The following is a 13,810-nucleotide window of genomic DNA, read 5'->3' as shown; positions in this document are numbered from 1 at the left end:
GGAAAGCCGGTTCGCCCGCCGATTCGAGAACAGAACGATATGAGCAACCGACCAAAACTCGACCGGATCGACATCAAGATCCTCGCCGAATTGCAGAGGAACGCCAACATCACCAACGCGAATCTCGCGGCCGCGGTCGGCCTTTCTGCGAGCCCATGCCTGCAGCGCGTCAAGCGCCTTGAATCAACCGGTGTGATTTCGGGGTACGGTGCGCACGTGAACGTCGCGAAAGTGACCAGCATCGTGTCCGTGTTCACGGAAATCATGCTGCATGACCATCGGCGCGATGATTTTGTGCGTTTCGAGGCGAACGTGCGCGATTTCGACGAAATTACCGAATGTCACCTGGTGAGCGGTGGGTACGACTACCTGCTCAAGTTTGTCGTCAAGGACATCGGTCACTACCAGGAAGTGATTGAACGCCTGCTCGACCGCAATCTCGGCATCGAGAAGTATTTCAGTTACATCGTGATCCGTTCGCCGTTCGTCAAGCACGGAGTGCCTCTCGACAAGTTGCTGACAGATAACGACTGAAGCTACGCAATGATCGTGGGAAACACTGGCAGATCTCCCGTACAGAGGGTTCCGACGCCACGAGAGGACAACAACCGGCGCCTGAAAACCTGCCTAGAACAACTCCAGAATCCGGTGATACATCATCCCGAGTTCCAGCGCCGGCCCGCGCAATGCCGGCCCACCCGGAAAGCGCGCATGCCGCAACTGCGCGAACAGATCGAAGGCTGCGGTATCACCGGCCATGGCTTTAGCAATCACGCGCCCAGCAATCCCGCTCAACGCCACGCCGTGACCTGAAAAGCCCTGCACGTAGAAATAGTTCGGATCGATCGAGCCGAAATCGGGCGCACGATTGCGCGTCACGTCGACAAAACCGCCCCACGCATAGTCGATTCGCACATCGCCTAGCTGCGGGAACACGCTGATCATGCGCTTGCGGATTTCCTCGCAGAGTTGCACGGGCGACGCGCCGGTCGAACTCGCGCGGCCACCGAACAGCACGCGATGATCAGCCGACAGACGGAAGTAATCGAGGAAGAAGTTGTTGTCGCAAATCGCCTCACGTCCTTTGATCAGTGCGTCGGCGCGCGCCTGACCGAGCGGTTCCGTCGCAACGATATAGGACGCGATCGGCGCGATGCGTGCGGCCACCGGCGCCGGCAACACGTCGCCGATCGTGGCATTGCCGCATGCCGCGACGAAGCGGCAGCGTACCTCGCCATTAGCGGTCCGCACGACGGGCCGTGCACCACGCACGACTTCGATCACCGGCGAATGCGCGAACAGTTGCGCACCTTCACGACGTGCCGCATCGGCGAGACCGAGGCAGTATTTGAGCGGATGCAGATGGCCGGAAAACGGATCGTAGACGCCCGCCAGATAACGTTGCGAAGCGACGCGTGAACGCACTTCATCGGTATCGAGCCACGAGAGTTTCGTATAGCCCCAGCGTTGCGACGCCGATTCCATCCACGAACGCAAATCCGGCACACGCTTCGGTTTGGTGGCTACCGTGAGATAGCCGGAGGTGAAATCGCAATCGATGCCGTAGCGTTCGATGCGCTCGCGCACGAGAGCCACGCCTTCCACCGACATCGCCCACGCGGCGCGTGCGCCGTCGAGCCCGAGTTGCCGTTCGATGATCTCGTCTTTCGCGAAACCGACTAACGTCTGCCCGCCGTTGCGACCCGACGCGCCCCAACCGGGACGATGCGCATCGAGCACGACCACCGACAATCCGCGCGCCCGGCATTCCAACGCCACCGACAAACCGGAGAAGCCCGCGCCGATCACGCAGACGTCGGCCTCCAGCGTGCCGTCGAGCATCGGATCGTCAGCCGGCGGACGCGCGGCGCTCGCCTCGTAGTAGGAGTTGGCGATCAGCGCATCGGCGCGGTGGTCGAGGGTGTTGAAGCCGGGAGTCGGTGCATTCATCAAAGCAGGTCCTTCATTCGATACCAGGCCATCGCAAGTACGAGGGCAGGGGTGCGCAGTGTAGCGCCGCCGGGGAAGTCGCGGTGACGAATCTTGCCGAACAGATCGAAGCGCGACGCCTGGCCGTCGATCGCTTCGGCGATCAGCTTGCCCGCGAGCCCGGTGGTGTTCACGCCGTGACCGGAGAAGCCCTGCGCGAAATACACCGTAGGCGATAGCCGGCCGAAATGCGGCGCGCGATTCATCGTGATGTCGACGAAGCCGCCCCACGCATAGTCGATTTTGACATCGTCGAGTTGCGGGAAAGTCTTCAGCATATCGCGGCGCATCGCTTCACCGAGATTGCGCGGCGCGAACGTCGAATAGCTGACTTTGCCGCCCCACAGCAAGCGATTGTCCGGGGCAGGGCGGAAATAGTCCAGCACGAAGCGGCTGTCGCACACGGCCGCTTTCGCCGGCATCAGCGCTTCGGCGCGATCGGGGTCGAGCGGTTCGGTGGCGATCACGTAGGTGCCCACCGGCATGATCTTGCTGGCGAGATCCGGCGCGAGTTGGCCGAGATAGGTGTTGCAGGCGAGCACGACGAATTGCGCATTGACCTTGCCGCGCGCGGTTTCGGCCACATGCCGGCCGTTTTCCTGACGCAACGCCGTGACGCAACTGTCTTCGAAAATCTGTACGCTGGCCTCGCGTGCCGCGCGCGCCAGACCGAGTGTGTAATTCAGCGGATGCAGATGGCCGCTGTCCGCATCGAACAATCCACCGAGGTAGCGCTGTGATTGAACATAGTTGCCGACGCCATCGGCATCGACATAACTGAAACGGTCATAGCCGAAGCGCCGTTGCGCTTCGTCGCGCCATTTCTGGAGCGCGTCTGTATCGCGCGGCTTGTTCGCCGCGGTCAGGTAACCGATGGTCAGGTCGCAGTCGATCTGATGCTTCGCGACGCGTTCCTTGACGATATCCAGGGTTTCGAGCCCCATGTCCCAAACACGCTTCACGTCATCCGCGGGCATGAACTTCGCGAATGTGTCGATATCGCAGGCAAAGCCGCCGATCAACTGGCCACCATTGCGGCCGCTCGCGGCCCATCCGACTTTCGATGCTTCGAGCACCGCGACAGAATGACCGCGCTCGGCGAGGTTCAACGCAGTCGAGATGCCGGTGAGGCCTGCGCCGATCACACAGACGTCGACGTTGAGCGTTTCTTCGAGGGGAGGGTGGCGGGTGGTGTCGTTTGCGGTTGCTGCGTAATACGAGGCGACGTGAGGCTGGTTCGAGAATTGGAGCATAGGCAGAGCATGCGGAAGAGGCCTTGGCGCGTGGCCCGCAGTGAAGCCGGGCCACGCGATGAGGCGGGTCGTGTTAGAACGAGTAGATGAACTGCGTCGCGAGCAGGTCGTTGGACTTGCCGTACGAGCCGTCGTTCTTCAGGAACACCTGTTTGTTCGCCCAGTCGTGACGATATTCCACCTTGACCGTGATCTGCTGGGTCGGGAAGAACAACAGGTCGAGTGCGACGTCCTGACGGGTGGCGCCCTTGCACTCGAAGCCGTGATTCGACGAGTTCGCGAAGCAGTCTGCGCCGATGCCGAAGCCGTCAGCCGTATCCATGCCGTTGCCATTCAGCGCGATGCCACCGCCGCCGCCGCCGTTCTTGCTGTCGACGAGCAGGTCATAGCGTGCCGTCACGCCCATACGGCCCACCACCGGCATGCTGAACTTGCGGTGCGCGAGCAGCGAGAGGCCGTACCACTGCGCCTGGCCGCCGTTGTACGCGGCGTTCTGTTGCTGGCCGTAGTCGAGTTCGGCGTTGTACTGCACGTCGGCGAGCGTGTAGGTCAGGTCGGCTTCCGTGAAGAAGAACGTACCACCCGAGCTCGGCGACTGGCCGCCTACGCCGTAGACGAACGAACCCGGAATCGGGTTGCCGTTGGCATCGAGTGCCTGGGCGCTAGGCAAAGTCTGACGCCCGATATTGAACGACCCACCAATATCCAGTGCGCTAGACCAGGTGTAGTCGACCCGCGAAGTGAAGGTCGGGATCTTGTTGCTGGTCGTGATTGGATCGCCCAGCGCGTTGGTGCCGACCTGCGTCGTCGCGCCGTACGTGCGGTACTGCTCGTTGCCGAGGAAGAACTTCCACGCCCAGTTACCCGTCGTATAGTTCGCTCCGATACCGATGTAGCTGCCCGGATCCGAGAAGTCATACAGCAGGTTGTGCGTCAGCGTCAGCATCTGGTTCGATTGCTGCACTTCGTAACCGCCGAAGCTCGGAATCAAACCGGCAACGAGCGTCGTCGTCGCCGTCAACGGCACATTGATGACCGCCGTGTTCAGGATGTTGTTGCCGATATTGCCATGCTCGTTCGCAAGCAGCGTAATACCGTTGCCGCGGTTCGGCATCAAGGTGATTTCGGCCGACGGCGCCATCGGGCCGACACCGAAGGTCTTCTTGATGTCTAAGTACAGATCGCCGAACGTGCTGTTGAAGTAGTTGTAGCTATTTTCGTGGTTCGCGAACAGGAACGACGAGCTGCTCTGCGCGCGGTTATACAAGTAGGTCGGGTCGATATAACCAGTCACCGACAAGCCGGCGATCGGCCCTGTGTTCGCCGCATCCACCAGCGAGTCGACCTTCAACTGCTGATTGGCGATCTGCTGCTTCATCGAATCGACCTGATCGTTGGTCAGCGTCGCCTGCGCCTTGCCGTAATCCGGCGAGGAGATGTCGACCGGCGCCGCCACCACAGCGGGAGCCGGAGCCGGTGCCGCGGTCGCTGCTGCCGCCGCCTTCGGCTTGGACGCTACCTCGGAACGCAACTGCTTCACCTCCTTTTGCAGTGCGTTGAGCTGGGCCTGTAGCGCCTTGATCTGGTCGCTGGTGGCGTCTGCCATGGCAAAGCCTGGCAAACTCCCCGCCACCAACAGACAGATGAGCTTCTTTCTCATGCAAATTCTCCTTATTGGTCGTATTGCAAAAGGACTTCTTATGCGCGTGCCGTATCGAGCGACTTCCGTACGGCGGCTTGTTGTGGTGCTGACGGCAAGGGGTCGGCGGCTTCGGCAAGTGCGAAAGCCATCTGCATGTCGCGGTTGCGCTTGCGCTCACGCACTTGCATCCAGCGGTTGACGGCGATCACGCCGATCGTCACCGTAGTGATGAAGATCGTGGCGAGCGCATTCATTTCCGGATTCAGGCCGAGGCGCACACGCGAGAACACGACGAGCGGCAGCGTGGTCGAACCAGGGCCGGACAGGAACGCGGAAAGCACGAGGTCGTCGAAAGACAGCGTGAACGACAGCAGCCAGCCGGACATCAGGGCCTGCGAGATCAGCGGCCGCGTGATCAGGAAGAACACCTTGAAGGGCGTCGCGCCGAGATCGAGTGCGGCTTCTTCGAGCGACTTGTTGAGCTCCTTCACCCGCGATTGCACGATGATCGCCACGTACGACACGCAGAGCATCACGTGGCCGATCCAGATCGTGAAGAGGCCACGGCCCTTCGGCCAGCCGAGCATCTGTTCGAGCGCGACGAACAGCAACAGCAGCGAGATGCCTTGAATCACTTCAGGAATCACGAGCGGCGCGTTGATCATGCCGGCGAACAGCGTGAAGCCCCGAAAGCGCCCGAAGCGGGCCAGCACGAAGCCTGCCCACGTACCGATCACTACCGATGCACACGCGGTCAGCAGACCGATTTTCAGCGACAACCACGCTGCACTGAGCAGTTCCCCGTCTTGCAGCAGCGCGCCATACCACTTGAGCGAGAAGCCGGACCAGACCGTGACGAGCTTCGACTCGTTGAACGAATACACCACCAGGCTGATGATCGGGATATACAGAAACAGAAATCCGAACGTCAGCACGCTATTGGAAAGCGTTCTATTAGGCTTGATCATTTCGCACCTTCCAGTTCCTTGACCTGGTAGTACTGGAACACGGCCATCGGCACGAGCAGCAGTAGAACCATCGCGACGGTGACAGCGGATGCCATCGGCCAGTCCATATCATTGAAGAATTCATCCCACATCACGCGGCCGATCATCAGCGTGTCGGCGCCGCCCAGCAGTTCAGGAATCACGTACTCGCCGACCGCCGGAATGAACACCAGCAGACTGCCGGCGATAATGCCGTTCTTCGACAGCGGCAAGGTGATGCGCGTGAACGCGGTCCACGGTTTGCAACCGAGGTCGTAGGCCGCTTCGAGCAGCGTCAGATCCATCTTCACCAGGTGCGCATACAGCGGCATCACCATGAACGGCAGGTACGAATAAACCATGCCGATATAGACGCCAATATCCGTGTGGTAGAGGCGCAACGGCGAATGAATCATGCCGATGGCCATCAGCGTGTGATTGAGCAGGCCGTCGTCCTTCAGAATGCCGATCCATGCATAGACGCGGATCAGGAATGACGTCCAGAACGGCAGCATCACGCCCATCATCAGCAGGTTGCGCTTGGTGGGTTCCGAGCGGGCGATGTAGTACGCAATCGGGTAGCCGATCAACAGGCAGAAGAAGGTCGAGACTCCGGCCATTTTCAGCGAGCTGATGTACGTGGCAACGTACAGATCGTCCTGCAGCAGGAAGGCGTAATGGCTGAGCTGCATGGCGAAGTGCACCATGCCGTCCTTGACCGTCACGAGATCCGTGTACGGCGGAATGCCAAGGCGCAGATCGGCGAAGCTGATTTTCAGCACCAGCACGAACGGCAACGCGAAGAACACGAAGAGCCACATGAACGGCACGCCGATCACGGTCGTACGGCCAGACGGCACCAGTATCGAGAGGCGTTTTTTCAGCGAGCCGAGCAGACGGCTGCCGGACGGCGCGCCCAGCACCGCGGGGGAGGAGGTAGTGGGATTGCTCATTGCGTCAGCACCACGCCGCTAGCCGGCGACCAGTAGACGAACACGTCGTCGTTATAGGACGGCGCACCTTCGCTCATGAGGTGCGAGCTGGAGAGATTCGACACGACCGTCTTACCGCTCGGCAGGCGCACGTGATACAGCGAATAGCTGCCCATGTACGCGACGTCCGACACCACGCCGCGCGCCCAGTTGTGCGGCGTCGAGGGCTTGTCGAGCGAGACTTTCACGCGTTCCGGGCGCACGGAGATGCCCACCGGCATGCCGAGCGGGCCGGTAATGCCGTGGCTCACGTAGATGCGCGATTCGAGGTCTTCGCTTTCCACGAAGATATGGTCCGGCTCATCCGCGACCACGGTGCCTTCGAACAGGTTGGTCGAGCCGATGAACTCGGCCGAGAAGCGGCTATTCGGAAACTCGTACACCTGGCTGGGCGAGCCGATCTGCACGATGCGGCCTTCGCTCATCACGGCGAGGCGCCCGGCCATGGTCATGGCTTCTTCCTGATCGTGCGTCACCATCACGCAGGTCACATCGACCTTCTCGATGATGTTCACCAGTTCGAGCTGGGTCTTCTGACGGATCTTCTTGTCGAGCGCCGACATCGGCTCGTCGAGCAGCAGCAGCTTGGGGCGCTTGACGAGCGAGCGGGCCAGCGCCACACGCTGCTGCTGTCCGCCGGACAACTGGTGCGGCTTGCGTTGCGCGTATTTGCTCATCTGCACGAGATGCAGCGCGTCGGCAACACGCTCCTTGATCTCGTTCTTCGGCGTGCCTTCCTGCTTGAGGCCGAAGGCGATATTCGCTTCGACGCTCATGTGCGGGAACAGCGCATACGACTGGAACATCATGTTGACCGGCCGCTTGTACGGCGGCATCGCGGCAAGGTCTTCGCCGTCGACGAAAATGCGGCCGGACGTGACCGACTCGAGCCCTGCGAGCATGCGCAGGAGCGTGGACTTGCCGCAGCCGGAGCTGCCGAGCAGTGCGAACAATTCGTTCTTCGCAATGCTCAGATTGACGTTGTCGACAGCGGTGCTGTCGCCGAATTTCTTCACGACATTTTCGATGCGAACGAATTCGTCCGATTTCGATTTTGTCGTCGGTGCGGGGCGGGCCATCTGGGTGGCGCCGGCTACGCTATGTGATGTCGTCGAGTTCATGATGTAACCATTCCTTGCGGATCGCGAGCGCAAGTGTCTCCATACGAGTCGCGGGAAGCGGCTCGCAAGATGCGCTGCGATCGGAAAACATGGGACTGCGCGCCAGTGGGACGCTAATAGCACGCAGGCTGACTACCGTTACTGCCATTCATGCGCTCAGGGTTCGAGCGATCCCTGAGCGCGGGATCGATTCTTTTTAGTTTGGCTTAAATCAGTGGCCGGTTTTAAGCTGCGCCCAAAGACGATTTTCAAGGCGCAGAATGTCGGTGGGCATCGGTTTCATCAGTGTCATCTTGCTCAGCACTTCGTCGCCCGGATAAACGGTCGTATCCTGTGCGACACCCGGAATGACGAACTGGCGCGCGGCCTTGTTCGCGGTCGGGTAGAACACTTCATTGGTAATCGCTGCGTTGACCTTCGGATCTTCGATGTAGTTGATCCACTTCAGCGCGGCTTCGGGATGCGGTGCGTCTTTCGGGATCACCATCACGTCGAACCACAGCAAACCGCCTTCCTTGACGTTCGAGAATTTCACCTGATACGAACGCTTGGCTTCCGCGGTACGGCGGCTGGCGATGCCGACGTCGCCGGACCATGCCACCGCGACGCAGATGTCGTTGTTTGCGAGGTCGTTGATGTAACCCGACGAATTGAATTGGGTGATATACGGGCGGACTTTCTTCAGCACTTCGAACGCGGCCTGATAATCGGCGGGGTTCGTGCTGTTCGGATCCTTATGCATGTATTGCAAGGTGGCGGCGAACACGTCGACTGCCTGATCGAGGAACGACACGCCGCAGCCTTTCAGCTTCGACAGGTTGGCCGGGTCGAACACGAGTGCCCAGCTATCCACCGGCGCATTCGCACCGAGCGCCTTCTGCACGGCTTGCACGTTGTAGCCGATGCCGTCAGTACCGTAGGCCCAAGGCACACCGTACTGGTTGCCCGGATCGGCATCGGAGATCATCTTCATCAGCACAGGGTCGAGGTTCGACAGGTTCGGCAGCTTTGACTTGTCGAGCTTCTGATACACGCCGGCCTGAATCTGCTTGGCCATGTAGTTCGACGTCGGCACCACGATGTCGTAACCGGAGCTGCCCGCGAGCAGTTTGGCCTGCAACGTATCGTCGCTATCGTAGTTGTCGTATTTGACGTGAATGCCGTCCTGCTTCTCGAAGTTCGAAATCGTGTCCTTCGCGATGTAGTCCGACCAGTTGTACACATTCAGTTCCGTGTCGGCCGCAAGGGCCGGCGTAACCGACAACGCCGCAAAACCCGTGAAGGCGAGAAGCGCGGCCCCCGCGACCGCATGACGAAGATGACAAACGCTCATGGTTTTTTCCCTTGATGTGAAGAACCGGCATGAGCGCGTATCGTGGGTGTGCTCATGCCGGAACGAACTGCCGTTACGAAATTCCGAGTTGTTGTGCGGTCGCGTCGACGGCTTTTTTCGCCTTCGAAACGATCTCGTCGATTTCCAGCTTGTTGATCACGAGCGGCGGCGAGAGCAGCATCCGGTCGCCGGTGGCGCGCATGATCAGGTTGCCGTTGAAGCAGAAGTCGCGGCAGATCGTGCCGACTTCACCGCCATTGGCGAAGCGCTTGCGCGCTTTCGGGTCTTCTGCGAGTTGCAGGCCGGCCACCAGACCCGCACCGGAGATTTCGCCGATGATCGGGTGATTGGCGAAGGTGTCGCGCAGCTTCTTCTGGAAGTACGGACCCGTGTCGGTCTTGACGCGCTCGACGATCTTCTCGTCGCGCAGCAGCTTCAGATTGGCGATCGCCACGGCCGCGGCCACCGGGTGACCGGAGTACGTGAGGCCGTGATTGAAGTCGCCGTTCTCGATGATCGCCTTGGCAACACGATCGTGCAGGCCGACTGCGCCCATCGGCACATAGCCGCTTGTCAGGCCCTTGGCCAGCGTGATCAGATCCGGCTCGAAACCGAAGTGCTGATGCGCGAACCATTCACCGGTCCGGCCGAAGCCGCCGATCACTTCGTCGGCGACCAGCAGGATGTCGTATTTGCGGCAGATGCGCTGGATTTCCGGCCAGTACGTCGAAGCCGGGAAGATCACGCCGCCCGCGCCCTGGAAAGGCTCACCGATAAACGCGGCCACGTTGTCCGCGCCGATTTCGAGAATCTTGGCTTCCAGTTGCTGCGCGCGGGCCAGAGCGAATTCTTCCGGCGTCAGATTGCCTTGTGCTTCGCCGAAGAAATACGGCTGGTCGATATGCACGATGTTCTCGACCTTCGAGGGCATCTGTTCGTGCATGTAGCCCATGCCGCCCAGCGTACCGCCCGCGATTGTCGAACCGTGATAGCCGTTTTTGCGCGAGATGACGAACTTCTTCGAGTGCTTGCCTTGCGTCGCCCAGTATTGGTGAACGATGCGCAGCACGGTGTCGTTGCCTTCCGAGCCGCTGTTGCAATAGAAGAAGTGGTTGAACGGTTCCGGCGCCAGCTCCGCGAGCAAGGCCGACAGTTCGATCACCGGCGGGTGCGTCGTCTTGAAGAAGGTGTTGTAGAAGGGCAGTTCCTGCATCTGGCGGTACGCTGCGTCAGCCAGTTCCTTACGGCCATAACCGACGTTCACGCACCACAAACCGGCCATGCCGTCGATGATCTTGTTGTCGTCTGAATCCCACAGGTACACGTCCTGTGCCTTGACGATTACGCGGCTGCCGCTGCGATTGAGCGAACCCATATCCGAAAACGGATGGATGTGGTGCGCGGCGTCGAGCGCGCGGTATTCGGCGGTGCTGCGTTGCTGTTGTGCGGCTTGTACGCTGGCCGCGGGTTGGGCCGTCTGCACGTAAGCGACTTCTTCTGTTCTGTAGCTCATACTGCCTCCAATTTTTTTGCGTTTGCGGGTGACGTCGTTAGCAAGGGCCTTAGACGTGCAGCAGCAAATGCCGGCGTTCCCACGAACTGATCACGCGGAAAAACGCTTCGTATTCGGTTTCTTTCAGTGCGAGGTAGGCCTTGACGAATTTTTCGCCGAGAATCTCGGCCATCGGTTCGCACGCGCCCATCAGCGTCAGCCCCTCTTCCAGATTGCGCGGCAACTGGTAGGGCAGCTCGTAACCGTCGCTGAGCAGCGGCTCGGTCGGTTCCAGATTTTGCGTCATGCCAAGATACCCGGCAGCCAGCGTTGCTGCGATCGCGAGATACGGATTGCAGTCCACGCCCGGAATGCGGTTTTCGATGCGGCGCGCAGCCGGGCCCGAATGCGGAATCCGGAAACCCACCGTGCGGTTGTCGTAACCCCATGCCACGTTGATCGGCGCAGCCATGAAGCGCGACAGGCGGCGATACGAGTTGATGTACGGCGCGAAAATCGGCATCAGCGCCGGCGTGTATTTCTGCAGGCCTGCGATATAGCCCGTGAAGAGCGACGTGGGCTTGCCGTCCGGACCGGTGAACAGGTTGTGGCCGGTCTCTTCGTCAACGAGGCTCTGGTGCATGTGCATCGCCGAGCCCGGTTCGCCTTCCATCGGCTTGGCCATGAAAGTCGCGTACATCTTGTGACGCAGCGCGGCCTCACGCACCGTGCGCTTGAACAGGAACACGCTGTCGGCGAGTTTCAGCGGATCGCCGTGCATGAAGTTGATTTCCATCTGCGCGGCGCCGACTTCGTGAATCAGCGTGTCGACTTCCAGTTCCTGCACTTCGCAGTATTCATAGATGTCTTCGAACAGCGGATCGAATTCGTTGACCGCTTCGATCGAGTACGCCTGACGTCCGGTCTCCGGGCGGCCCGTACGGCCGATCGGCGGTTGCAGCGGCAGATCCGGGTCCTTGTTCATGTCGACCAGGTAGAACTCGAGCTCGGGCGCGATAACCGGCTTCCAGCCTTTGGCCTTATACAGTTCGAGCACGCGGCGCAACACACGGCGCGGCGAGATCGCGACGGGCGTGCCGTCGAAGTGAACGCAATCGTGGATCACCTGGGCGGTCGGATCGACGGCCCACGGAATCATGCGGATGGTGCTGGCGTCGGGAACGCAGACCATGTCCGGGTCGGTGACGCCGGTGAGCGTGCCGTCTTCTGGATAGTCCCCTGTGACGGTCTGGATCATCACCGCCTGCGGCAAGCGCATGGATTCGCCGGATTCGAACTTGCTGCGCGGAATGATCTTGCCGCGTGCGATCCCGGCCATATCCGGAATGATCGCTTCGATTTCGGTGACGCGGTTCTTCTTCAGGAAGTCGTCGATTTCATGCATGGTTATTCTCTCAGTTTTGGTGCGCGACCGGCTCAGGCATGCGTGGCAGCGGCGGATGCCGCGCCATAGCCGGCCTTGGTGCGCATTCGATCGCGGCAGGCGTCGCCGAAGGCACGGAAGATCGCGGTGGAAAGCGCGTCGTTGGTATGCTTCCATTCCGGGTGCCACTGCACACCCAGCGCGAAGGCACGCGCATCTTTCACGCTCACCGCTTCGATCAATCCGTCCGGCGCGGTGGCTTCTGCCACCAGACCCACGCCCAGCCGCTCGACGCCCTGACCGTGCAATGAATTCACACGCGCTTCATTCGTGCCGCCGGCGAGGCGCTGCAACAAGCCGCCCTGCGTCAGCGTGATCGAATGCGACGGTGCGTATTGCACGTCGAGGTCGTCTTCCTTGTTCTCGCGATGGTCGTTCAGACCGGCCACTGCGTGAACGCTTTGATGCAACGTCCCGCCGAACACCACGTTCATTTCCTGAAAGCCCCGGCATACCGCCAGCACCGGTACGCCTGCGGCGATCGCGGCGCGCAGCAGCGGCAGCGTCGTCGCATCGCGTGCGGCGTCGTGCAGCGTGCCCGGCGCGCTGGGATGGCCGCCGTAGCGGTGCGGCTCGACATTCGAATAGCTGCCGGTGAACAGTAAGCCGTCGACAGTAGCCAGCACGTCCTCGGTGGACTGACGCTCGCCGAGCGCCGGCAGCAACATGGCCAGCGCCTGCGAGCCGTCCACGATCGCGGCGATGTACTTCTCGCCGGTGACGTGCGACGGGTGGACTCCCATCATCGTTCTGTCGGCGCTGATGCCGACGAGGGGTTTGTTTCGCATATCAGATAGACGTGTATGTTCCCCGCGGGACGCGGCATGAACAACGTTAAACACGGCGCGGCAACATTCCGCAGCCGGACGCAAGGCGTCAGGCCACCGGGTAGTGCTGGCGGTCGTCGTCAGCGGGACGCGCCGCGCGTGATAATTAGATGTGCCGTTCGATTCGGTCCGTTGCGGTGCGCAATTGATCTGATCCGCATGAGGCGCTGCGCGGCAGACGGCACCGCACACGCACGAACGCATGGCTCGAGAGAGCGCGCTCACGCAAACGGACGAATCGAACGACGGAAAAGGGGGAGGCGCTACGGCAGCAGCGAGGCGACTTCGTCCGTACGCACAGCAATGAAGGCGCGCGCGGAGATGGAGTTGTGACGTCGAACTGAACGGCGGGACAGGATCGTGAAGACGGACAGAAAGCGGCGGAACGCAAGGCTGCCGTTGCTGCCGTCGGCGATGGCGCCGTCAGCGCGAGGACAACTCGCCTGACTTCGATTCCATCTCACCAAAGGGCCTCGGACTCTCACGATTACACTCGACTAGCGACGTTGAAAGTATTGAACGCTTGCTCGAAAAACGCACAGGGCGTTTAAAGAAACATGACGCTGGGATGACCGTCTCTGACCGTTGCGAACCGGGTTCGCTGCGTCAAAAACACACGTTCGTGTTTCGTGACGCCGGCATGACGATCGCCTGAGAACCATCGTATACGAGCCAATAATGCCGTCAAATCATTTTTATAAAAGATTTATCAGGGCTTTCCCGAGGGTGTC

At 60.6% G+C, this 13,810-nt stretch carries 12 protein-coding genes; 1 reads left to right on the top strand and 11 read right to left on the bottom strand.

Annotation, left to right across the window (positions count from 1 at the left end):
• Window positions 1–39: 39 nt before the first annotated feature.
• A complete protein-coding gene (locus FSO04_RS32105) occupies window positions 40–534 on the top strand; it encodes an Lrp/AsnC family transcriptional regulator (RefSeq protein WP_154565614.1) in 495 nt (164 codons plus the stop codon).
• A gap of 93 nt (window positions 535–627) precedes the next feature.
• On the opposite strand, the gene FSO04_RS32100 is transcribed toward FSO04_RS32105, so the two are convergent.
• The 11 genes from FSO04_RS32100 to FSO04_RS48830 all read right to left on the bottom strand — a co-directional run bounded on the left by FSO04_RS32100 (window position 628) and on the right by FSO04_RS48830 (window position 13,564).
• Window positions 628–1,950 carry an NAD(P)/FAD-dependent oxidoreductase gene (locus tag FSO04_RS32100; RefSeq protein ID WP_154565613.1) on the bottom strand — a complete coding sequence of 441 codons (1,323 nt, stop codon included), beginning with the start codon at window positions 1,948–1,950 and terminating at the stop codon, window positions 628–630.
• On the bottom strand, window positions 1,950–3,242 hold the full coding sequence (locus FSO04_RS32095) for an NAD(P)/FAD-dependent oxidoreductase (RefSeq protein ID WP_154565612.1): 1,293 nt from the start codon (window positions 3,240–3,242) through the stop codon (window positions 1,950–1,952). Before FSO04_RS32095 ends, FSO04_RS32100 begins: the two co-directional genes overlap by 1 nt.
• A 73-nt stretch (window positions 3,243–3,315) precedes the next feature.
• A complete protein-coding gene (locus FSO04_RS32090; RefSeq protein ID WP_154565611.1) occupies window positions 3,316–4,902 on the bottom strand; it encodes a DUF3138 family protein in 1,587 nt (528 codons plus the stop codon).
• A gap of 38 nt (window positions 4,903–4,940) precedes the next feature.
• Window positions 4,941–5,852, bottom strand: coding sequence for an ABC transporter permease subunit (locus tag FSO04_RS32085; protein WP_154565610.1), 912 nt, complete (start codon window positions 5,850–5,852; stop codon window positions 4,941–4,943).
• Window positions 5,849–6,823: an ABC transporter permease subunit gene (locus FSO04_RS32080; RefSeq protein WP_154565609.1), complete on the bottom strand. Its 975-nt coding sequence runs from the start codon at window positions 6,821–6,823 to the stop codon at window positions 5,849–5,851. The genes FSO04_RS32085 and FSO04_RS32080 overlap by 4 nt, the downstream gene beginning before the upstream one ends.
• The gene (locus FSO04_RS32075) at window positions 6,820–7,983 is read right to left on the bottom strand and encodes an ABC transporter ATP-binding protein (protein WP_372342472.1); all 1,164 of its coding nucleotides are present in this window, start codon (window positions 7,981–7,983) and stop codon (window positions 6,820–6,822) included. The genes FSO04_RS32080 and FSO04_RS32075 overlap by 4 nt, the downstream gene beginning before the upstream one ends.
• A gap of 211 nt (window positions 7,984–8,194) precedes the next feature.
• On the bottom strand, window positions 8,195–9,316 hold the full coding sequence (locus FSO04_RS32070) for a polyamine ABC transporter substrate-binding protein (protein WP_154565608.1): 1,122 nt from the start codon (window positions 9,314–9,316) through the stop codon (window positions 8,195–8,197).
• 73 nt (window positions 9,317–9,389) lie between these two features.
• Window positions 9,390–10,829, bottom strand: coding sequence for an aspartate aminotransferase family protein (locus tag FSO04_RS32065; protein ID WP_154565607.1), 1,440 nt, complete (start codon window positions 10,827–10,829; stop codon window positions 9,390–9,392).
• Window positions 10,830–10,878: 49 nt separating this feature from the next.
• Entirely contained in the window at window positions 10,879–12,213 is a 1,335-nt protein-coding gene (locus FSO04_RS32060) for a glutamine synthetase family protein (RefSeq protein WP_154565606.1), read from the bottom strand.
• A 32-nt stretch (window positions 12,214–12,245) separates the two neighbouring features.
• A complete protein-coding gene (locus FSO04_RS32055) occupies window positions 12,246–13,040 on the bottom strand; it encodes a gamma-glutamyl-gamma-aminobutyrate hydrolase family protein (protein ID WP_154565605.1) in 795 nt (264 codons plus the stop codon).
• 302 nt (window positions 13,041–13,342) lie between these two features.
• Window positions 13,343–13,564 carry a hypothetical protein gene (locus FSO04_RS48830; protein ID WP_171983793.1) on the bottom strand — a complete coding sequence of 74 codons (222 nt, stop codon included), beginning with the start codon at window positions 13,562–13,564 and terminating at the stop codon, window positions 13,343–13,345.
• Between the last annotated feature and the right edge of the window lie 246 nt (window positions 13,565–13,810).

It is taken from the genome of Paraburkholderia madseniana (genome assembly GCF_009690905.1).
In the GTDB taxonomy this organism is placed as follows: domain Bacteria; phylum Pseudomonadota; class Gammaproteobacteria; order Burkholderiales; family Burkholderiaceae; genus Paraburkholderia; species Paraburkholderia madseniana.
The sequence above is the reverse complement of the archived record's forward strand: the minus strand, read 5'-3'. Positions and strand labels throughout refer to the sequence as shown.